The organism is Rothia sp. HMSC067H10, from assembly GCF_001810635.1.
Taxonomy (GTDB): domain Bacteria; phylum Actinomycetota; class Actinomycetes; order Actinomycetales; family Micrococcaceae; genus Rothia; species Rothia dentocariosa.
Genome location: NZ_KV802317.1, coordinates 123,188 through 144,632 on the forward strand (window position 1 = coordinate 123,188; position 21,445 = coordinate 144,632).

The window sequence follows — 21,445 nt, forward strand, 5'->3', positions numbered from 1 at the left end:
AAGGACTTTGCCGTTTCTTGACCTCACGTAACGACGGTTCAAAAGTGAGTGCCTCGGATATATATGAGGCAGTATAGCGTAGCGCGATACCGCGCAGTATGTGGTATGTAGTTTCTACACTGTACGCATGATGAGAAAAACCCGATCCTCAATTCTGAGAGGATTTTCTGGGTGTCCCTGACTAAAAGGATAAATCGTTTGGCAAAGAACATTGTCGTGATCGAGGATAATGGCACCGGTTCCGGTGACGCTTTCTCCGAATTCAGCGGCTTGAAGGTCGCACAGCTTCGTACTCTCGCTCAGCAGCTCGGTATTCGTGGATACCTGAAAATGAAGAAGGCTGAGCTTGTGGAAGCGTTAACCCTGCATCAGCGCGGCGGCACCACCGAAGGTGCCGAGGCTGCCTCGACTCAAGAAAGCACGAAAACTTCTAAAAACACTCGCTCAAAGTCGCAAGATTCTCAAGCGCAGGATGAGACTCCGGCACAGAAGCGCGCGCGTAGTCGCAAGGCCGCTAAGGCAGCTTCTGAAGAAGCCGCTAAACCTGATGAGGCTTCCTTAACAAAGAAATCTTCCGAAGAAGCAGCATCTGGCGAGAGTACCGAGACCCCCGAGCACGAGGAACGTACCACTCGCCGCACTCGAAATTCACGATCTCGGAAAGACCGTGAAGCTAAGAACGGTCGCGGTCCCCAAGAGGGTAAGAATGCGGATTTGCCTCCCTTAGATGTGAAAGCAGAACTGGCTTCTGAAAGCATCGGTTCGCGTTCTGCACAGCGTGATCTTCCCGAGAATTCCGCCGATTTGAAAGCCACAACTTCGGACGGCTCTACTACCCTGGACTCCATTACGGCGGCTCTGGATATGACTTTCGGCTCTGAACCTGAGAAGCCGACTAAACGTACACGCACACGCGAGCGGAATAACCGTCGTAAGGGCGAAGAAGAGGCCGAAGAGCGCACTAGCCGCCGTAACAAGCGTGACCGTTCTGAGAAGAATGAGCGTTCCGAGAAAAACGATCAACGATTCGAAAAACAGAATCAGAATCGTGAGGAGCGCACTAGCCGCCGCAATAAGCGTGACCGCTATGAAAAGAACGATCGTCGTAACCGTCGTGGGGACTCCGATGAGCCTCAGGTGAATGAGGACGACGTACTGGCACCGATTTCCGGTGTCCTCGATATCCTCGATAATTATGCTTTTGTGCGCACCTCCGGCTATCTGCCTGGTCCGAACGATGTCTATGTATCCCTGGCTCAGGTTAAGCGTTACCACATGCGTAAGGGTGACCATATTCTGGGCGCTATTCGCGTGCCGCGCGAGGGAGAACAAAACTCGCGCCAGCGTTTCAACGCGCTTGTGAAAGTTGAGGCTATTAATGGGCAGCCTGTGGAAGAAGCTTCCAGCCGTCGTGAGTTCTCGAAACTTACCCCGCTGTATCCCAAGGAACGTCTGCGCCTAGAGACCACCCCGAAGAAACTGGGTACCCGTGTTGTTGATCTGGTATCTCCGATCGGTAAAGGTCAGCGCGGTCTGATCGTTTCGCCGCCAAAGGCCGGTAAAACCCTTATGCTGCAATCGATCGCGAACGCTATTACTGCCAACAACCCTGAGGTTTACCTCATGATGGTTTTGGTGGATGAACGCCCTGAAGAAGTAACCGACATGCAGCGCACGGTCTCCGGCGAGGTTATAGCTTCAACCTTCGACCGTCCTGCTGAGGATCACACCACCGTTGCTGAGTTGGCTATCGAACGCGCTAAGCGCATGGTTGAGCTGGGTTACGATGTGGTTGTGCTGCTGGATTCCATGACTCGCTTGGGGCGTGCCTACAACCTGGCGGCTCCCGCCTCCGGACGTATTCTCTCCGGCGGTGTTGATTCTGCCGCTCTGTACCCACCGAAGAAATTCTTCGGTGCCGCTCGTAACATCGAAGAAGGTGGCTCGCTTACTATTCTGGCGACGGCTCTGGTAGAGACCGGCTCGAAGATGGATGAAGTTATCTTCGAAGAGTTCAAGGGTACCGGTAATATGGAACTGCGTCTGTCACGTCAGCTCGCGGATAAGCGTATTTTCCCGGCGGTGGATATTAACGCCTCCGGCACACGCCGCGAAGAGAATCTGCTCTCTCCGGACGAAGTTAAGATTATGTGGGGTCTGCGCCGTGCTCTGGCTGGTATGGAACCCGAGCAGGCTCTAAATATTCTTACGAACCAGCTTCGGAAGACTGAGAGCAACGTTGAATTCTTGCTGACCGTTCAGAAGAATGGGCTGCGCCTTGTGGATTAGCAAGGTAACCGTCTCGTAGCGGTTATCGCACAGCATTGTTCGCCCCGTACCGCCCAAAAGATTGTGCGGTACGGGGTGTGCGGTGCCTAGACCCTGTAATAATGAGTGAAGATATACGCGAGTCCCGAAAATCGGCGCGTATACAAAGGTAAGAGAGCAAAAATGTTTGAGTCTATCCAGGTGCTCCTTGACGAGCACACTGAGCTTCAGGAGCAGCTGGCTGACCCCGCCGTTCAGGCAAATCAGGGGAAGGCTCGCCGCGTGGGGCGGCGTTATGCGGAACTCACCGGTATCGTGACCGCATATAACAAATACAAGTCCCTGGCGGATGACTTAGAAGCGGCGCGTGAAATGGCCTCAGAGGACCCTGATTTTGCGGCTGAGATTCCTACTCTTGAGGCCGAGCTTGAAGAAGCCCAAGAGAGGCTACGCCGTCTTTTGATCCCTCGTGATCCTGATGATGGTCGCAACGTTATTCTTGAGGTCAAAGCGGGCGCGGGCGGCGATGAGGCGGCTCTTTTCGCAGGTGATCTTTTGCGCATGTATCTGCGTTATGCCGAGCATAAGGGCTGGAAGACTGAGGTTATTTCCTCCACCAGTACCGATGTGGGTGGGTACAAGGATGCCCAGATAGCAATCAAGGGAGCCTCCAACGAACCTGCCGAAGGCGTATGGGCACACATGAAATATGAAGGCGGCGTGCACCGAGTTCAGCGTGTTCCCGCGACTGAATCGCAGGGGCGCATTCACACGTCGGCTGCGGGCGTGCTCGTATTTCCTGAGGTTGATGAACCCGAAGAGATCGAGATCAGTCAGAACGACCTGAAGATTGATGTTTACCGTTCTTCCGGTCCCGGCGGACAGTCTGTGAATACAACCGACTCTGCCGTGCGTATTACTCACCTTCCTACGGGCATTGTTGTGGCTATGCAGAATGAGAAATCACAGCTGCAGAACCGCGAAGCTGCAATGCGCGTGCTGCGTGCCCGTTTGCTGGCGCATCAGCAGGAGCAGATCGACGCTGAGAACGCCGCGCATCGTGCCTCTCAGGTGCGTACGATGGACCGTTCGGAACGCATACGTACCTACAACTTCCCCGAGAACCGTATTGCCGACCACCGTACCGGATACAAAGCATATAACTTAGACGCGGTTTTGGACGGCGACCTTGATCCAGTTGTGCAGTCTGCCATCGAAATGGATGAGGCTCACCGGCTGGAACAGGTTGGCCAAGAGCAGGAATAATCCGAGGCAACGCAGAAGTGACAGGATTACGGGTCACCCCAACAGCACACCGCGGCGAAGGGCTTGATGAAGCCTTGCGCCGCGGTGCTGACGTACTGCGTCGCGCTGGGATAGAACAATATCGGGCAGACGCCGAACTTCTTGCCGCATATCTGTTAGATACGGATTCTCAAGGTATTCAGGGCGGTAGCTACGGGAAAACCCATGTAACTCGTGCGGACGTGCAGCGGTTCGCCCTGATGGGGCGTAGGATTACGCCACAAGATTCAGTACGCTATATGGAACTGCTAGAGCGCAGAGCTCAGCGCGTTCCGCTGCAGCATATTACGGGGGTCGCACCTTTTTATCACCTGGAGATGAAGGTAGGTCCGGGCGTTTTTATCCCCCGTCCTGAAACTGAGCTTCTAGTGGAGGAAGCTCTGCGGGTCTTGGCGACATACGAGTCTAACGCTCGCCCTCGCGTCGTGGATTTATGCACGGGATCCGGGGCAATCGCCGCAGCGATTAAAGAAGAGAATCCTCAAGCGGAAGTTTTTGCGGTTGAACTTTCTGAGCAGGCTCTCCTTTGGGCACGCAAGAATCTTGATCCTCAGAACGTACATCTTATTCCGGGCGATATTCGTACCTCGCTTGAAGACCTGCCCGGATACTTTGACTTGGTGCTTTCAAACCCTCCGTATATTCCTTCCCACAGCAAACCCCAGGCTCCTGAAGTCGCCGAGTATGACCCGCAGATGGCGCTTTATGGCGGGGGAGAAGAGGGCATGGAAATTCCTCGGGAGGTAATCGCTCGGGCTCATTATCTTTTGCGTCCCGGCGGTTTCTTTATGATGGAGCATGATGATTCACAAGAGATCCGCGTGGCTGAGACATTGGCGGCACAGGGGTTTGTGAGCATATACTCAATCCAAGATTTGAACGGCAAACCCAGACACACTGCGGGATATAAACCCCGGTAGAGAGCGGTATATTCGGGCGTGACCACTCGCTTATTGCGTAACCTTGTCACACCATCCACCGCCTCGTACCAAAACATGAGAGAATAAGGCACGTGAACGCAAAGCTGTACCCAGTAACGACTGATACCGAGACCACGGAGGCCGTCGAAGCCGCTCGTGAGGCATTGAATGCCCACGAAACTATCGTGATTCCTACCGATACCGTCTACGGCATCGCCTGTGATGCTTTCTCGCATCAGGGCGTTTCGAAGCTTCTGGCTGATAAAGGCCGTTCCCGTACCATGCCTCCGCCTGTGCTGATATTCGACCTTGCAGCTCTTGCGGGCGTTGCTGACGAAATCCCCAACGATGTATATGATTTGGGCAATAAGTTTTGGCCCGGAGCTCTAACGATTATTCTGTATTCCTATCCATCGCTGACGTGGGATTTGGGCGAAACTCAAGGGACGGTTGCCGTACGTGTGCCCGACGATAAGTTTGCGCTCAAGCTTCTGACTGAGCACGGTCCATTGGCGGTGTCTTCGGCTAACAAGACAGGACAGCCTGCGGCAGCTAATGCCGAAGAAGCGCTTAATCAGCTGGGTGAGGACGTCACGCTTGTTGTGGACGATGGCCCTCGTCCTGCACCGCAGGAAGACGGAAGCGTTGGCGATAGCAAGCCGTCCACAATTCTGGACTGTACTTCGACCCCTTATGTTGTGGTTCGTGAAGGTGCTATTACCGTTGAAGAGCTTCGTGAGGTTGTGCCTTCAATCGTGACCCGTAGCGAGCTCAATGCTCGTAACGATGAGAAAGATAAGCAAGAAACCTCCACTCAAGAAGATACTGAGCAGAAACCTACCGGTCAGGAAGACCTTGATGAAGCATATGACCAGTGGGACGCAGAGCATTCCGGCAGCGGCAAAGAACCGGAACGGGCAGCATCACCAGTAGCCGGTTCCATTGCAGATATGTTGTTGGGCGCCGTTAATACCGCAACCTCGCTTGCTGCCGATAAAAAGCCTGAGGTTGATCAAAAACGTTCGCGCGGCTACCGCAACAACACACCTCAGCCGGTCAAGACAGCGCAGGCTCCGGTTAAGCCGGTATCGACGGATGCTGCTCGCGCCCTTGTGCACGGCGAGGCGAAATCAGAATCTTAGAGGGCAGATAATTCTCACAAAAAAAATACTGTTATTCAAAAATGGGTGAGGGAATCGAGATACTAACTCTCGAATCCCTCACCGTTGCTTATTCTGTGTAGAAAAGTGTAAGGGCCTGTAGCTAGGCGTTCTTAAACCGCTTATCTTTCTTTTTACCGAGTGCAGTATGGGCATTGCGCAGCACTTCACGCACTCGCGGCTCGGGTAGAAGACCATTTTCACGAGCCCAGGAATCGTCGAGTTCTTGTCCAAACCACATGAGCTCGATTTTGCGAACGGAACCTTGGAACCTATCATTCATCATTTCGGAGACCGTATACCCGGTCTTAACCGCCAGATGGCACAGCCATTCAGGCAGGTGCACGGGCTTGCGGCGACCGGCATCCGTCATGGTAGAGGCTACCGTCTCGCCTTCCCACGGCTGCAGCACAATAGAGGGCAGCTCACCCTTAAAGGAGCCGACTTTAACCACAAATTCAGCCAGTGCATATGAGCTCGATACGGGGGATTTGCGGGTTCCTGCACCTGCTACAGAAGCTAACGGGGAAGAGGCTATTTTGGCGAAGACCTCGGTAGTGCGGCGCCCGCGCCCCTGCACGCTGGTGGCACGCAGGATGCACAGCTCAACAGATTCAGAGGCTTCGCCATGCGAGGCCTCGTGGAACCTATCTTGCAAGTCTAAAAGGGCTTCTTCACCCAAGGCTTTTGAAAAGGAGTATGCGCTGAAGGGAGCTGTGTATTCGCTCGCATCAAGAACAGATTTTGCGCCCTGAACTGCTGCCGAACTGAGGTGAATAACTCGGCGTACTCCGGTACGGTGTGCTGCTATAGCGATAACCGCCGGTAACAGAGCATTAGCACCCACTAGCGCAGGTACGTCTTGCATATTGGGGGCAGCAAGACCTGCTGCGTTAACAACAACCTGAGCCCCGGCAAACGCATCCGCTAGGGAATCGATGATGCCTTCAAGGAGCTGAGCTTCTTCGATAATAGTTCTTGAGTCGAGTGTTCGGGTTGCTAAACGGGGTGCCTCAATGGGATCTACGCTGATTCCTTCGGCATTTAGTCGTGCCACGATGGACGACCCCACGAAGCCACTTGCACCGATAACTTTCCATTTAGACTCGGACACGTCTTTTCACCTTTCTCACCCCAAACTGTTACGGAGTGTGTATTTCAACTTTCGCATATTCGGTGGTGTTTAAGAAACAGAAATAACGTTTTAGAGTAGTACTTCAGGGCAGAAGAGAGCTAAAGCATAGTCGTGGCACAGGAGCACGTGGCGGAGCTAACTTTTTGGTCTCTAGTCGAAACTGAAGCTGGAACGTAATGTTTAGCTATAGAGCTTTCGACGGGTAGAATAGCTATCTTGGGATGTCTCATATATCCGTGTGTTTATAGGTCCGCCTGAAAAGTGCGTGCTGGGGGAGGAAGCGTCGATGCCTGATGAGAGCGAAAACTCGGTGAGTGCGCCTGTCTGCGGTGTGGCACAGCTCGGTAGGCCGCGTGTTGTAGCGGTTGTTGTGACCTATAATCGTCAAGATTTATTACCCATTACCCTTGCAGGTATCGCCGCAGGACAGGTTGTGCCGGACGCTGTTGTCGTGGTTGATAACGCCTCTACCGACGGCACGGCCGAGTATCTAAAAAATCTAAGCTATTCGCTTCCGCTCGATGTCATCACATTGTCTCAGAATATGGGAGGTGCGGGTGGATTCGCCGTTGGAATCGATCGAGCGTTAGCGCGCCACAATCCAGATCTTGTGTGGGTTATGGATGATGACACTGAACCAACCGAAAACACCCTGCATGAGTCTGTTCAAGCGTGGGAATCATATTCGCCGGACCGCAGCCGTCGTCCCGCCTTGATAGCTTCACGGGTTGTGTGGACCAATGGGGAAGACCATCCCATGAATACGATGCGCACTATGTTCGGTGCTGGCTCTGGGCGGCATCGTCGTGCACAAGCGGTGGGGGGTCGGCCTATACGCAGCGCCTCCTTTGTATCTTTGGTGATGGACGCTCAAGTTATTCGTCAGAATGGCGGCCTACCGATTGCGGATTTTTTTATCTGGAATGATGATTTTGAATTTTCGACCCGTCTTGCACATCATCGAGATGCCATTGCTGTACCCGCCTCGGTGGCTCGTCATCATACGAAAACTTTTGGGACGACGAATGCGAAGCCAGGTCCGCGGTTTTATAACGATGTTCGCAATAAATTGTGGGTTTTTACGCGAGCTCGTACTCTCAGCCCGCTTGAGAAGTTGTTATATGGCGGGTCGGTAGCAAGACTTTGGGCTTCGACAGTTCTGCGTACGGACGAAAAATCTATCTATTTGGGTTATTTCCTGGGGGGCATCAAGGATGCGCTGCATGCCCCTCGCCTTAATCGTGATGTGCTTCGTGGAGTTTATGACCTTGAATTTCCAGGGCATTATGGTACTCAAGAAAACCATGATTCCTTTGGTGCACCACATTCTCAGGCGGAGTTCTCTGTTCTGATGAGTGTTTACGCTCGGGAATCTGCTGATCATGTGGAGGCGGCTATTGCCTCGAACGCTCAGCATCAGACCCTTCGGCCTGCTGAACTGGTTTTGGTTCAGGATGGTCCGTTGCCTTCTGAAGTGCGCGAGGTCATTGACCGTTGGGTCGAACGTAGCAGGGCGGGGGAATGCGCTCCTATCGTCACAGTCAAACTGCCTCAGAATGTGGGTCTTGCCGCTGCACTCAACGAGGGGCTGAATGCTTGTTCTTACGGCATCGTTGCCCGAGCGGACTCTGACGATATTTCGGAGCCAGACCGATTTGCAACCCTAATTCCGGCGCTTATCGAGAGCGACTGTGCGGTGATGGGCTCTGCCATGTACGAAGTTGATGCGCAGAATACCACAGTAGAGGCTACCCGCCAGACGGTAACTGACGCATCTCGGTTGGCTGACATGATGCCTTCGCGCAATCCCCTGTACCACCCAACGGTGGCTTTCTACAAAGACGTTGTTCAACGTTTAGGCGGGTATGAATATGTACCAGGGGCCGAAGACTGGTGGCTGTGGTCGCGGGTTATCTCAGCCGGTTATAAGATTGGTAATGTGCCTGAGCCATTAGTCCGTTATCGTGTGGGTGCAGGTGCCTACACACGGCGGGGCGGACTTAACGCTTGGAAGCAGGATTGGGCGATTCAACGTCGACTATATACCGGGCACGCGATCTCAAAGCTCGGGTGGATTAAGAATATGAGCGTTCGAACGGCGTACCGGTTTATTCCGGAGAGTACGCGCCGTAAGGCATTTCGAGCGCTCACCGATATACGACCTAGTAGGAATGTAGAGAACAGTTTGCAGGGGAAGGACGCATAAGTGGAGAACTATCCCACGACTCAGCCGATTGCGGTGGTGGATCGCCAACGCCCCTACACCCCTAAAAGCTGGTGGCTTCTCGTTCAGATTGCATTAGATTCCGTAGCCTGGATTATAGGGCTTGTTATCGCGTTTATGCTACGATACAGCCTGCTTCTGAACCAGAATTCTGTCTTTGATGTGATTGATCTTCAAAGCGTGGCGCTCAGTATGGGGTTTGCGATTATTCTGCAGATTCTTGTGGGCTACGGTATGAAGGTGTACCGAGGTCTGTATTCTTACGGTTCTTTCGAGGAAGTCTGGCGTACGGGCGCAACCGTAGGTATCGTCTCGGTGGCGCTTTTCCTCTTCAGCTACGTAGATGAAACTCTAGGACTAGTACATGTGCCTCATGGTGTGCCGCCTATTTCGGTGGGTATTACATTGCTATTCATGGCGGCGATGCGCATGGTTAAGCGTATTTATGTTGAGCATAAGACTTTGCGTAATCTTGATGGTGAGCCTGTTATCGTCTATGGCGCCGGGTTTACGGGTCGCACAGTTATCGAAGCTCTTATGCATGATGACTCTGCATATATGCGGCCTGTTGCGGTGGTGGATGATAACCCTCAGCTACGCGGTATTAATATTCACAATGTGCCGGTTTATAACACCGGTAAAGAGCTGGATGCGGTCATCAGGCGCTATGCCCCTAAAAAAATGATCGTCGCTATCACCAACATGCCGCATGATCGTTTCGACCGGGTCTGGGCACGCATGCAAAAACATGGAGTCGAAGTAACTCGTGTAGCGAGCGCCAGCGAAAAGCTCTTCGGCAACAACGTGGTAGAAACCGACGATAACGAGCTCATGAAGCTTATCCGCGGTGAAATCAACTACGATGTCGATACTGAAGTTTTGCGCAGCTACCTTCAAGGTAAGCGGGTCTTGGTGACCGGTGCAGGAGGATCTATTGGTTCTGAGCTATGCCGTCAGATCCACGAATACGACCCTGAGCTGCTCATGATGCTCGATCGTGACGAAACCCTGCTGATGGAAACAAAGCTCTCGATCACTGGCGAGTCCAGCCTGGATGATGAGCGTATTATTCTCGCGGATATTCGTGAGGGGGAAAACCTGCGTAATATCTTCCTTGAACGAAAACCGCAAGTGGTTTTCCACGCCGCAGCTTTGAAGCATGTTTCTGCACTGGAGGCATACCCTGAGGAAGCATGGAAAACAAATTCGCTGGGCACCCTTAACGTTTTATATGCTGCACAAGCGGCGGATGTTGAAACGTTTGTGAATGTTTCAACAGATAAAGCTGCAGATCCTAAGACCGCTTTGGGGCAGTCAAAACGAACCGCTGAATGCTTAACCTCGTGGTTTGGACAGCAGACAGGGAAGACTTATGTATCGGTTCGATTCGGTAACGTTTTTGGCTCGCGCGGCTCTATCAAACCTCTGTTTACGCAGCAGATTCTCAACGGCGGTCCCATTACACTTACTGATGAGAACGCTACCCGATACTTTATGCTCATCACGGATGCTTGCCTGCTGGTGATGCTGGCAGGGGCTATTGGTCATCCGGGTGAAGTTATGGTGCTTGATATGGGTGAGCCTGTATTTATCTACGATGTTGCACATGAGATGCGTAAAGCCTATGAACGTTACGATGTTGATATTGTAGTGACCGGTCTGCGTCCTGGCGAAAAATTGGATGAAACCCTCTTTGGTGCTAATGAGCAACACACTCGAAGCACTCAAAACAAGTTTATTTCTCACTCGACGGCACCAGCTCTCAACCCTGAGGATTTGGATTATGATCAGTGGATTCAGAATTATGAAGCGCATCGTTCTTATGAGCGTCATGGATTTACCCGCGTAGTAGATCCGCGTCAGGGTCGTCTTCTGGAAGAACACAGGGACTGAATAGTGAACGATGAAATTTTGCCCCGTTAACGTCTACATAGGCGTGTACTACGTGATGAATTCGTCTTGTAGAACCAGCAGCGGGGAAGTAGAATCCCAAATTACACCCTGTTACGAGGTTTTACCGTCTAGAGGAGAGACATGAACCAGGCATCTCTGGTGCTTATACTAGCGTTTGTGTTGGGAGCGCTTCTGCCTTTTGCGGTACGCCCCCTGTTGCACGCGCTAAATATGGTTGATATACCCAATGAGCGTTCCTCGCATACGATTCCGACGTACCGGGGCATGGGGCTGGCAACCGCTAATGCTACCTGTTTGAGCTTCGCGGTCGCTACCCTCATGGGGTGGACTGTAAATCTCCCCATCTCGTTAACTTTTTTGGCAGGCGGCGGTCTTGCTTTGCTTTTGGGATGGACCGAAGATGTCTACGGAGTCAGCGTTGCCAAGCGTGCCGGGATGCAGCTTGTTATAGGACTCGGTATTGCGCTTTCTCTCGCTATTATTCAAGAGGCATCATTGCTGTGGGTTCCTGTAGCAGGGATCTTTATTGCGGGGTATATAAACGTTACAAACTTTATGGACGGCATCAACGGTATCTCCGGATGCCATGGGCTGGTTGCTGGGCTTGCCTACGCCTATATGGGTGGCGTAAGTAGTTTGCCGTGGATGACGATAGGCGGTCTGGCAATTGCAGGTGCCTATACGGCTTTCCTACCTTGGAATTTACGCACGGGTCACAATGTTTTCCTAGGTGATGCTGGGTCTTATTTCCTGGGTGCCTCTCTTGGAACAATTGCCGTTGGTGCTTTCTATGCTGGAATTCCGTTCCTTGCGTCGATAGCCCCGCTTCTGGTTTATCTTGCAGATTCTGCGATGACTCTTATACGTCGTATGGCTGCTGGGGAGCAGTGGTACAAACCGCATCGAACCCATGTGTATCAGCGTCTGACTGACGTCGGATTGGGACATATCAGCGCAACAATTATGGTGAGTTCTGCGACTGCGATTGTATGGGCTTTTGTACTCTTTGCCTCAGATCTTTTCCTAACAGGTGCCTTTTTCGCTGGTGTTGGCGTTCTTGCCCTTGCTGTAGCTGTCATTGTTTTATACCTGCGACTTCCCGAACTACTGGATACGCGTCTGCAGCCTGCCGAGCAGAGGCACGCTAATTCCAAGCAGAATATTGCAGATCTGAACGCAGAGACGCACTCTGTGAGCGAGCAGAAGTCTGAGGGTTCACAGGAGTGAAACAACGGCGGCTAAATTCGATTCGGAGGGCTCTGTGGAACCCAAAATTTATCTATGGTATAGGTAAGAAAGACAATAAGCAAAATAGGGTGCAAGGCTTTTCCTGGGGGCTTTTAGCCTATCGCGAGACCATAATGTCTGCACTGGTTTTAGTTCTTTGTTTACCGATTCTGGGAATCATATTGGGCATTCGCGGGTCGGCGGGATTTATGGTTGGGTTTCTGGTAGTCTATATATGTTTCACCATGGGCGTAGCAACTGCTTTGGGGGCACACCGTATAAAGATTGGGATTCCTCAGGCTTTGCTTGTAAGTTATGTGGTGAAGGTGTTACTCATGGCGATGGTGCTTTTACTAGTACCTATGCCAGAGGCACTTAAACACGGTTGGACGCTTGGTGGTGCCGTCATAGGAGCGGTACTGTGGTTAAGTGTCGAGGCTGTAACCATTATGAATTCAAGGATTTTGTACTTCGATCCTGAGTCTTAGCACACACAAAGGCTTACTCAGAAGTAGATAGGGAAATTTTTGACCGATTCTGAGAAGAAATGGTGGGACGGAGATAAGAAACTCCGTACCACAGGAGAACTGGTATCCGGCGGTGGATTATCCGGCGGCGTGATGTCTGTTTTGTATCTTATTATTGGCATGGCTTTTTGGGGATTGGTCGGCTTTGGAGCTGACTGGCTCCTCAATACCCGGTGGTTTGTATGGGTTGGTGTTCTGATAGGTGCTTGCGGAGGCATCTACCTGGTATATCTGCATACGAGTCGCTCTAAATAAATAGCCTAAAAATTTTAGGTTTTGCACACATTCCATCCAGTTAGTTGAGCATAGTTTTGCACCAGCAAGTAGCCAGCTAACGGCAAGAAAGGACTTGCTTTGAACGAGAACGGGTCTGTACTCGCAGAAGGCTATACGCCGCCGACACCGGCCGATATGCATCTGCCTGACTTCTTCCAGGTTGATTCTCTTGGGTTCGGCTTTGGTAAACAGATGCTGCTCGTCATCCTGTCTGTCGTAGTCGTTTCCCTATTCTTTATGATGGCTGCACGCAAGCGTGCAATGGTTCCGGGTAAAGCCCAGTTCATTGCAGAATCAGGCTATCTCTTCACCCGTAATTCACTTGGCAAAGACCTGATTGGCGCACAGCATTTCAAGCCTTTCGTGCCCCTGCTCTTTACTTCTTTCTTCTTTATTCTGATTAATAACCTTTACGGTTCAATTCCCCTTATTCAACTTCCTTCTTTTTCTCACCCAGGCAGTGCATATGCATTGGCTATCGTCGGCTACCTTACCTGGGTTGGCGTAGGTATCAAGCGCAAGGGACTGGTTGGATTTTTTAAAGATCTGACGATGCCCTCCGGAGTTCCGGGGTGGGTGTACGTTATTTTGGTGCCGATTGAGTTCCTCTCGAACCTTATTATTCGTCCCGTGACCCACGCGCTTCGTCTTTTCGCTACGATGTTCGGCGGTCACATGGCAATGATGGTGGCAGCATCCCTAACTCAGTTCCTAGTGATGAGCGTCGGCGGGGCTGCAGCTTTGGGCGGTATCGCCTCTGGGGCGTTGGGTCTATTCCTCTACTTCCTGGAACTGATGATTCAGGTAATCCAGGCTTATGTCTTCACACTGCTCCTCGCGGTATACCTGCAAGGGTCAGTTTCCGAAGGACATTAAAAATAATAGGTTTTCGTAACTGGCTATCCAGTTGCGAAGAAAGCAACCCGTTTTACGGGTCGAATACACATAAGTAGCTCTGTAACTTCGGTATTTTCACTGAAGCACACACTGTTGAAAGGAATCAACATGAACGTTATTGGTTACGGCCTCGCAGCTATTGGTGGCGGCATCGGCGTGGGTCTAATCTTCGCTGCCTACATGACGAGCGTTGCACGTCAGCCCGAGTCCCAGCGTACCCTGCAGCCAATGCTGTTCATGGGTTTTGCGGTGGTTGAGGCTCTGGCGATTCTGGGCCTCGTTCTGGCATTCATCATCTAAGCTCAGATATAGCTGTTAACGAACCAACCTAAAGAACAGGAAATCCCTCAATGACTTATCTGGCAGAAGGAGGGGGCGCAGAGCACAGCTCTAACCCTCTAATTCCCAATCTCTGGGAATTGGGCATCACCGTCGTTGGGTTCGTGATTCTCTATTTCATCGTTCATAAATACGTTGTCCCGGCGTTCGAGAAGATCTACCAGGACCGTAAAGAAGCAATCGAGGGTGGTCTTGCCAAAGCTGAGAAAGCTCAGGCGGAGGCCGCAGCGGCTCGCGAAGAGTACAACCAGCAGCTTGAAAACGCTCGTTTGGAAGCTCAGAAGATTCGCGAGGAAGCGCGTACCGAAGGCGAATCAATTATCGCAGCGGCTCGAGAACGCGCAACCGTTGAGGCTCAGCGTATTACTGATAATGCGCAGAAGACTATCGAGGCTGAGCGCCTAGCTGCTTCAGTATCTCTTCGTCATGAAGTTGGTACTTTGGCGACTACTCTTGCAGGAAAGATTGTGGGCGAAGCCCTTGACGATGATGAGCGATCGGCCCGCGTGGTAGATCGTTTTCTTGCTGACCTTGAAACCGAGCAACAGAACGCAGGTGCAACTCGGTAATGGCAGGAGTATCTACTGAATCACTGAGCAAGGTGGAAGCGGTTCTTGAAGCCAACGCTTCGTTGAACCCACTCAACCTAGCTAGCGAGCTTTTCGCCGTGGTCGATGTACTTGACCACGATGGCGGTTTACGCCGTGGTTTGACCGACTCTTCGCGTGAAGGGAAGGATCGAGAAAATATTGCACAGGCTATTTTTAGCGGCAAAATTTCTTCTCAAGCACTCAAGGTGCTGACTACGGCGGTAGCACTGCGTTGGTCTCAAGAGCGTGATCTTGCAGACGCGCTTGAGAAGGCTGCGGTACTCGCATCCATCGCATCCGCTCAGTCTCGTGGTGGTGCTGATGCCCTTGAAGAGGTTACCAACGAGTTGCTGACGTTTGTGCGCAACGTTGATGGTACCCCCGAAGCGCAAGCGGCGCTGTCCGACAATTTGGCAAGCAAAGAAGCAAAGAAGAAGCTCGCTGTAGCATTAGGCGGTCCAGCCGTCACTGCGGAAGGCGTACTTCTCTTGGAACGAATTGGTAGCGAATCCCGTGGTCACCATGCCGCTCGCCTCGCTGATGAATTCGTGGAAATCATCGTCACGCGACAGAACCGTTACATCGCAAAGGTGACTTCTGCAGTAGCGCTGTCGCAGGCACAGCTTGAACGCCTGAGCCGGACCTTGAACAAGATCTATAATCGTCAGCTTAAACTCGACGTATCTATAGATACAGCTGTTCTAGGCGGTATGCGCGTACAGATTGGAGATGAGGTTATCGACGGAACCGTTGGTACCCGTCTTGATGATCTTGAACGTGACCTTCAAGCATAGAGATTAGCTGAACATTTCTGCGATACGTCGCAACGGTGATTTAGAAGATACCTTGGGAAGCAGACAAATTTTTAGAATATTGTTCCTTCCCACGAAGCAAGTTTCGGTTGTTCCGAGAGGTGCAACCATAATTAGGAGAGCAGGGACATAAGATGGCCGATTTGACCATCAACGCCGATGATGTCCGTAACGCGCTGAACGAATTTGCAGCGTCTTACGAACCCGGCAACGTGGAACGTGTTGAAGTGGGGCGCGTTGTAGCAGCCTCCGATGGTATTGCGCGCGTCGAGGGTTTGCCCTCGGTGATGGCGAACGAACTACTTCGTTTTGAGGATGGCACCCTTGGCCTCGCGCAAAACCTTGATACCCGCGATATTGGCGTCATTATTCTGGGCGACTTTACCGGTATCGAAGAGGGACAGCCAGTTCACCGTACCGGTGAGGTGCTTTCGGTCCCGGTAGGCGATGCTTACCTCGGTCGTGTAGTCGACCCACTAGGTAATCCTATTGACGATCTGGGTCCTATTAAGGACGAAGGGCGCCGTGCTCTTGAACTGCAGGCACCTGGTGTAACGCAGCGTAAGTCTGTGCATGAGCCCCTACAGACCGGTCTGAAAGCTATTGACGCTATGATCCCGATCGGTCGAGGGCAGCGTCAGCTTATTATTGGTGACCGTCAGACCGGTAAAACCGCGATTGCAGTCGATACGATTCTGAACCAGAAGGCTAACTGGGAAACTGGTGACCCCAGTAAGCAGGTTCGTTGTGTTTACGTGGCAGTTGGACAGAAGGCCTCCACCATTGCTGCTGTTCGACACACCCTTGAAACCAGGGGAGCGTTGGAATACACCACGATCGTTGCTGCCCCCGCATCTGACGCAGCAGGCTTTAAATACTTGGCTCCCTACACCGGTTCTGCCATTGGTCAGCACTGGATGTATGGCGGAAAGCACGTCCTGATTATCTTTGATGATCTTTCAAAACAGGCAGAAGCATACCGCGCCGTGTCGCTATTGCTTCGCCGTCCGCCAGGGCGTGAAGCATACCCCGGTGACGTTTTCTACCTGCACTCTCGTCTATTGGAGCGTTGCGCTAAGCTCTCTGATGAGTTGGGCGCAGGGTCGATGACCGGTTTCCCCATTATCGAAACCAAGGCAAATGACGTTTCTGCCTTCATCCCGACCAACGTCATTTCTATCACTGACGGTCAGATCTTCCTACAGTCCGATCTGTTCAACGCTAACCAGCGCCCCGCCGTTGATGTTGGTATTTCCGTCTCTCGTGTGGGTGGTGCAGCGCAGACCAAGGCTATGAAGAAGGTCTCCGGTACTTTGAAACTGGACCTTGCTCAGTACCGTGCTATGGAAGCGTTCGCAATGTTCGCCTCCGATCTCGACGATGCTTCCAAGGCACAGCTGACTCGCGGCGCCCGTCTTACCGAGCTGCTTCGCCAGCCGCAGTACACCCCGTATGCGGTAGAAGAGCAGGTTGTCTCCATCTGGGCAGGTACCAATGGTTACCTTGATGATCTTGAGGTTTCTGACGTTCTCCGCTTCGAGGCAGAGTTCATTGACTATCTGCGTCACCGGACCTCGGTGTTGAGTGATATTGCCGCATCCGGCAAGCTTGAGGATGAAACCCTAGATGCCTTGAAAGCTGCCGTTGCAGATTTCAAGAAGGGATTCCGCTCGGAGGGTACAAGTCACCTTGTTGATGCAGGTCATGAGGAGCATAAAGCGGCTCAGGATCGTGACATCACTCAGGAAACCATCGGTTAGCGATTAGTCCTAGGTGTTAGCCCCGCTCTGAACTTTCAGAGTTATGGGCGGGGCAGATGTCCAGGAGAAAGGAAGCTCTATGGGAGCCCAGATTAGGGTTTACCGACAGAAAATTGCTTCGACATCGTCTATGCAGAAGATCTTCAAGGCGATGGAGATGATCGCGACCTCCCGTATTAACAAGGCGCGTCGGAGCGCTCAAACCACGGGTCCTTACGCAAACGCATTGACCCGCGTTGTGACTGCTTTGGCAACGCAACAGTCCGTGCAGCATCCTCTGATCCATCGTCCTGATACATTCGGCAAGCATGAGCATAAGCGCTCTGCAGTCTTGGTGATGACGAGTGATCGCGGTCTTGCAGGTTCGTATTCGTCGTCTGTGCTGAAGAAAACAGAGGAGCTTATCGAGAGGCTACGCGGCGAGGGGCGCGAAATACAGCTGTACTTGGTGGGGCGTAAAGCGAAGTCTTATTTTGAATTCCGGGAACGTCCCTATGAACGTGCTTGGGAAGGACACACCGATAATCCGCATATTGATACCGCAGTTGAGATTCGCGATGTGTTCTTGGAGGAGTACGAAAAGGGACATGAAAACGGCGGGGTAGACGATCTGCATATCGTATACACCGAATTCAAGTCCATGGTGACTCAAGAGACCAAGATTCTTCGTTTGCTTCCCATCCACGTGGCAGAAGCAACTAAATTGGGCGAGGAAATCGTACCTGACGAAGAACTGTCTTCGGCCGATTATCAGCAACCCGCATCCTTTGAATTTGAGCCTTCTCCTCAGGAAGTGTTGGATGCGCTGCTACCGCGTTATATCGCTTCTCGTATCTTCGCATGCCTGCTCCAAGCCGCTGCAAGTGAACTTGCGTCGCGTCAGCGTGCGATGAAGACTGCGGGCGATAACGCTGAGACTCTGATCAAGAAGTACACTCGACTGATGAACAACGCTCGTCAGGCCGAGATTACTCAGGAGCTCTCTGAGATTGTGGGCGGCGCAGACGCTCTCGCCTCCTCTTAAGAACACTGCTAACTCGAAGCTATCTACTTTCAACTTTTCAAGGTAAGTGAGAAACATGACTACTACCACCACCCAGGGCGCGACGGGTCGTATTGCCCGCGTGATTGGCCCCGTGGTTGACGTTGAGTTCCCCGCTGGTCAGGTGCCGGATATCTACAATGCGCTGACCACTGAACTCACCCTCGACGGGAAAACCTACACCATCACCTTTGAGACTGCTCAGCATTTGGGTGATTCGATTGTTCGTGCCATCTCTATGCAACAGACCGACGGTCTTGTGCGTGGGCAGGCTGTCCTAGATACCGGGGCTCCTATCGCTGTACCCGTGGGCGATGGCGTGAAGGGGCATCTCTTCAACGTTCTTGGTAACGCACTAGATGTACCGAACTCCGATATCGATGCTGACGCATACTGGCCTATTCACCGCGCCGCTCCCGGCTTCGCAGAGCTAGAGGGATCGACCGAGATGCTAGAGACTGGTATTAAATCTATCGACCTGCTCACCCCTTACATTAAGGGTGGTAAGATCGGTCTGTTCGGTGGTGCTGGCGTTGGTAAGACAGTGCTGATTCAGGAAATGATTACCCGTGTGGCGCGCAACTTCGGTGGTACCTCGGTGTTCACCGGCGTTGGTGAGCGTACCCGTGAAGGTAACGACCTGTGGGTTGAGATGGAAGAAGCAGGGGTTTTGAAAGATACTGCCCTTGTCTTCGGACAGATGGATGAACCCCCGGGAACTCGTCTGCGTGTGGCACTCACCGGCTTGACTATGGCGGAATACTTCCGCGATGTGAAGAACCAGGATGTGCTGCTCTTTATCGATAACATCTTCCGCTTTACTCAGGCAGGTTCTGAAGTTTCGACTTTGCTCGGCCGTATGCCCTCTGCTGTTGGCTACCAACCTAACCTGGCGGATGAAATGGGTCTGCTTCAGGAACGCATTACCTCGACTCGCGGTCACTCCATTACTTCAATGCAGGCAATCTACGTTCCTGCAGACGATTACACCGACCCTGCACCGGCGACAACCTTCGCACACTTGGACGCGACTACCGAGCTTTCGCGTGAGATTGCATCGCGCGGTCTGTACCCGGCAATTGACCCGTTGACCTCGACCTCTCGTATTCTTGATCCGCAGTACATTGGGCAGGAACATTACGACACGGCTATTCGCGTGAAGGCTATCCTGCAGGAAAACAAGGACCTTCAGGATATTATCGCGATTCTGGGTGTTGATGAGCTTTCTGAGGAGCAGAAGGTCGTTGTTTCACGTGCACGCCGCATTGAGCAATTCCTTTCACAGAACACCTATACCGCAAAGCAGTTCACTGGCGTTGAAGGATCCACTGTTCCGTTGAAGGATACCATCGAATCATTCCAGATGATCTGCAATGGCGATGTAGACCATATTCCTGAGCAGGCGTTCTACAACATCGGTGGCATGGATGACGTGATGCGTCAGTACGAGGAAATCAAGGCACAGACCGGAGCCAAGTAATTATGGCACTAACAGTTGAAGTTGTTTCTCGCGAAAACGTTGTGTGGACTGGTGAAGCCTCCTATGTACGGGTACGTACTATGAACGGCGATTTGGGCATTTATCCCGGACTCATCCCCACCTGTGCGCTTCTTGCGGAGGACGGAGAACTTCTGATTCGACCCGTCAATGGTGGTGAACTCACCACGCGTTTGCATGATGGGTTCTTGACCGTCTCAAACGATAAGGTAACGATCGCGGCAAAGCATGCCGAGATCGCTACCCCTACGACGGATAAGAAGTAAACCGTTAATAAGGTAAAAGCCGGTACAACCAATTGTTGGTTGCACCGGCTTTTACCTTCCCGAATACTTGAGTTTTAGAGTCGCGAAGATCTCTACAGCGCATAAATGTTGGCTTAGAAAAGCCGATCTGCAGCGTCGTCGATACCGCGCATCGCATCGTAATCGAGAGAGATGCAGCGAATACCGCGATCTTCGGCAAGAGTCCGTGCCTGGGGCTTGATCTTTTGTGCAGCAAAAACACCCTTGACGGGTGCCAGCCGCGGGTCGCGGTTGAGCAGATCGAGGTACCGAGTAAGCTGTTCAACCCCGTCAATATCACCCACGCGCTTGAGCTCTACAGCAATACTGATACCGTTGGAATCTTTCGCCATAATATCCACGGGCCCAATGGCCGTAGGGTATTCACGGCGTACTAGAGAGTAACCCTTGCCGAGTGTTTCAATCTGTTCTGCAAGAAGACGCTGCAGATCGGCCTCTACACCGTCTTTGATGAGTCCGGGATCGGATCCTAAATCATGGGCGTGTTCATGGATAACTTCGTACACGCATATGAGAAGGCGGTCATCACTTTTAGCGGCTTGTACCGTCCACAACTGCTGTACATCCGTATCAAGATCTTCACGGGTGCTTTCTGGAATTTCGTCATAGTCTGCGACAAGGAGAGAGCATGGCGGGCTCATCCAGTTTAGCGGCTTATAGGAACCACCATCGGAATGGATAAGCACAGAACCGTCATTCTTCACCATAAGTAAGCGGGTAGCACGGGGGAGATGGGCACGCAAACGCCCTTCGTAATCAACAGAACAGTCAGCTATAACGATACGCACCCCATCTACTCTACCGAGGAAGAGTATGACATGCCAGCTGTAGAAACCGCTGACTGACGCATCATAGCGGATAAAAGATGGGTAACCGCATTGCGCAGTCAGACTGAACGCTAGAATAGAAAGCATGGCACGCAAGAATCACCCCGGTAAACGTTCCTCGGGCACAACCTCCAACAAATGGACGCGGTCTGCACCCGGTGGACGTGATATATCTCGTATTCTTGACCCGGCGCCGCGTATTGAACGTGACCGTTTTGGTGATTGGCTGGTGCAATACGTTCCCGCCGTAAATGCTCTGAAAACCTATACGTGCCCGGAATGTAACTGTCCAATTCCGCCAAGAACAGCGCATCTTGTTGTATGGCAAGAAAGCCATACACTGGGGCGTTCTCGTGCTATTGATGAGCGCCGCCACTGGCACCAACATTGTTGGCGTACCAGACGCGCTTAGAACTATT

The 21,445-nt window shown here is 52.1% G+C and carries 20 protein-coding genes; 18 read left to right on the forward strand and 2 right to left on the reverse strand.

Annotated elements, in window-relative coordinates:
- Nucleotides 1–198 precede the first annotated feature (198 nt).
- From rho to HMPREF2756_RS07590, 4 genes are all read left to right on the forward strand, one after another.
- Complete coding sequence (rho, locus tag HMPREF2756_RS07575) at nt 199–2,289, forward strand: transcription termination factor Rho (RefSeq protein ID WP_070619954.1); 2,091 nt, start codon at nt 199–201, stop codon at nt 2,287–2,289.
- Between the two features lie 162 nt (nt 2,290–2,451).
- Nucleotides 2,452–3,534, forward strand: a complete 1,083-nt coding sequence (gene prfA, locus HMPREF2756_RS07580) for a peptide chain release factor 1 (protein WP_070619957.1) — start codon at nt 2,452–2,454, stop codon at nt 3,532–3,534.
- A 17-nt stretch (nt 3,535–3,551) separates the two neighbouring features.
- On the forward strand, nt 3,552–4,493 hold the full coding sequence (gene prmC, locus HMPREF2756_RS07585; protein WP_070619960.1) for a peptide chain release factor N(5)-glutamine methyltransferase: 942 nt from the start codon (nt 3,552–3,554) through the stop codon (nt 4,491–4,493).
- 92 nt (nt 4,494–4,585) lie between these two features.
- Nucleotides 4,586–5,635: an L-threonylcarbamoyladenylate synthase gene (locus tag HMPREF2756_RS07590; protein ID WP_048780200.1), complete on the forward strand. Its 1,050-nt coding sequence runs from the start codon at nt 4,586–4,588 to the stop codon at nt 5,633–5,635.
- Nucleotides 5,636–5,756: 121 nt separating this feature from the next.
- Here HMPREF2756_RS07590 and HMPREF2756_RS07595 read toward each other — a convergent pair whose 3' ends face one another.
- On the reverse strand, nt 5,757–6,767 hold the full coding sequence (locus HMPREF2756_RS07595) for an NAD-dependent epimerase/dehydratase family protein (RefSeq protein ID WP_070619963.1): 1,011 nt from the start codon (nt 6,765–6,767) through the stop codon (nt 5,757–5,759).
- A gap of 307 nt (nt 6,768–7,074) precedes the next feature.
- Between HMPREF2756_RS07595 and HMPREF2756_RS07600 the strand changes: the two genes are divergently transcribed.
- The 13 genes from HMPREF2756_RS07600 (at nt 7,075) to HMPREF2756_RS07660 (ending at nt 20,160) form a co-directional block, all read left to right on the forward strand.
- On the forward strand, nt 7,075–8,994 hold the full coding sequence (locus HMPREF2756_RS07600) for a glycosyltransferase (RefSeq protein WP_246825889.1): 1,920 nt from the start codon (nt 7,075–7,077) through the stop codon (nt 8,992–8,994).
- A complete protein-coding gene (locus HMPREF2756_RS07605; RefSeq protein WP_070619966.1) occupies nt 8,995–10,905 on the forward strand; it encodes a polysaccharide biosynthesis protein in 1,911 nt (636 codons plus the stop codon).
- Nucleotides 10,906–11,046: 141 nt separating this feature from the next.
- Nucleotides 11,047–12,153, forward strand: coding sequence for an MraY family glycosyltransferase (locus HMPREF2756_RS07610; protein ID WP_070619969.1), 1,107 nt, complete (start codon nt 11,047–11,049; stop codon nt 12,151–12,153).
- 134 nt (nt 12,154–12,287) lie between these two features.
- Nucleotides 12,288–12,641 carry a hypothetical protein gene (locus HMPREF2756_RS07615; RefSeq protein ID WP_239664734.1) on the forward strand — a complete coding sequence of 118 codons (354 nt, stop codon included), beginning with the start codon at nt 12,288–12,290 and terminating at the stop codon, nt 12,639–12,641.
- A 39-nt stretch (nt 12,642–12,680) separates the two neighbouring features.
- The gene (locus tag HMPREF2756_RS07620; RefSeq protein WP_048751857.1) at nt 12,681–12,935 is read left to right on the forward strand and encodes a DUF2339 domain-containing protein; all 255 of its coding nucleotides are present in this window, start codon (nt 12,681–12,683) and stop codon (nt 12,933–12,935) included.
- Between the two features lie 99 nt (nt 12,936–13,034).
- The gene (atpB, locus tag HMPREF2756_RS07625) at nt 13,035–13,832 is read left to right on the forward strand and encodes a F0F1 ATP synthase subunit A (RefSeq protein ID WP_004004435.1); all 798 of its coding nucleotides are present in this window, start codon (nt 13,035–13,037) and stop codon (nt 13,830–13,832) included.
- A 129-nt stretch (nt 13,833–13,961) separates the two neighbouring features.
- Nucleotides 13,962–14,153, forward strand: a complete 192-nt coding sequence (gene atpE / locus HMPREF2756_RS07630) for an ATP synthase F0 subunit C (RefSeq protein ID WP_004004436.1) — start codon at nt 13,962–13,964, stop codon at nt 14,151–14,153.
- A 50-nt stretch (nt 14,154–14,203) separates the two neighbouring features.
- A complete protein-coding gene (locus tag HMPREF2756_RS07635; protein ID WP_013398885.1) occupies nt 14,204–14,761 on the forward strand; it encodes a F0F1 ATP synthase subunit B in 558 nt (185 codons plus the stop codon).
- Nucleotides 14,761–15,576, forward strand: a complete 816-nt coding sequence (locus HMPREF2756_RS07640; RefSeq protein WP_013398886.1) for a F0F1 ATP synthase subunit delta — start codon at nt 14,761–14,763, stop codon at nt 15,574–15,576. The genes HMPREF2756_RS07635 and HMPREF2756_RS07640 overlap by 1 nt, the downstream gene beginning before the upstream one ends.
- A 152-nt stretch (nt 15,577–15,728) precedes the next feature.
- Nucleotides 15,729–17,354, forward strand: coding sequence for a F0F1 ATP synthase subunit alpha (atpA, locus tag HMPREF2756_RS07645; RefSeq protein WP_037230835.1), 1,626 nt, complete (start codon nt 15,729–15,731; stop codon nt 17,352–17,354).
- A 79-nt stretch (nt 17,355–17,433) separates the two neighbouring features.
- A complete protein-coding gene (locus tag HMPREF2756_RS07650; protein ID WP_037230839.1) occupies nt 17,434–18,378 on the forward strand; it encodes a F0F1 ATP synthase subunit gamma in 945 nt (314 codons plus the stop codon).
- 55 nt (nt 18,379–18,433) lie between these two features.
- Nucleotides 18,434–19,876: a F0F1 ATP synthase subunit beta gene (gene atpD / locus HMPREF2756_RS07655; RefSeq protein WP_013398888.1), complete on the forward strand. Its 1,443-nt coding sequence runs from the start codon at nt 18,434–18,436 to the stop codon at nt 19,874–19,876.
- A 2-nt stretch (nt 19,877–19,878) separates the two neighbouring features.
- Nucleotides 19,879–20,160: a F0F1 ATP synthase subunit epsilon gene (locus tag HMPREF2756_RS07660; protein ID WP_070619975.1), complete on the forward strand. Its 282-nt coding sequence runs from the start codon at nt 19,879–19,881 to the stop codon at nt 20,158–20,160.
- Nucleotides 20,161–20,273: 113 nt separating this feature from the next.
- On the opposite strand, the gene nucS is transcribed toward HMPREF2756_RS07660, so the two are convergent.
- Nucleotides 20,274–20,987, reverse strand: a complete 714-nt coding sequence (gene nucS / locus HMPREF2756_RS07665) for an endonuclease NucS (protein ID WP_070621038.1) — start codon at nt 20,985–20,987, stop codon at nt 20,274–20,276.
- Between the two features lie 124 nt (nt 20,988–21,111).
- On the opposite strand from nucS, the gene HMPREF2756_RS07670 reads away from it, so the two are divergent.
- Nucleotides 21,112–21,438, forward strand: a complete 327-nt coding sequence (locus HMPREF2756_RS07670; protein ID WP_070619978.1) for an ATP/GTP-binding protein — start codon at nt 21,112–21,114, stop codon at nt 21,436–21,438.
- Nucleotides 21,439–21,445: the final 7 nt, after the last annotated feature.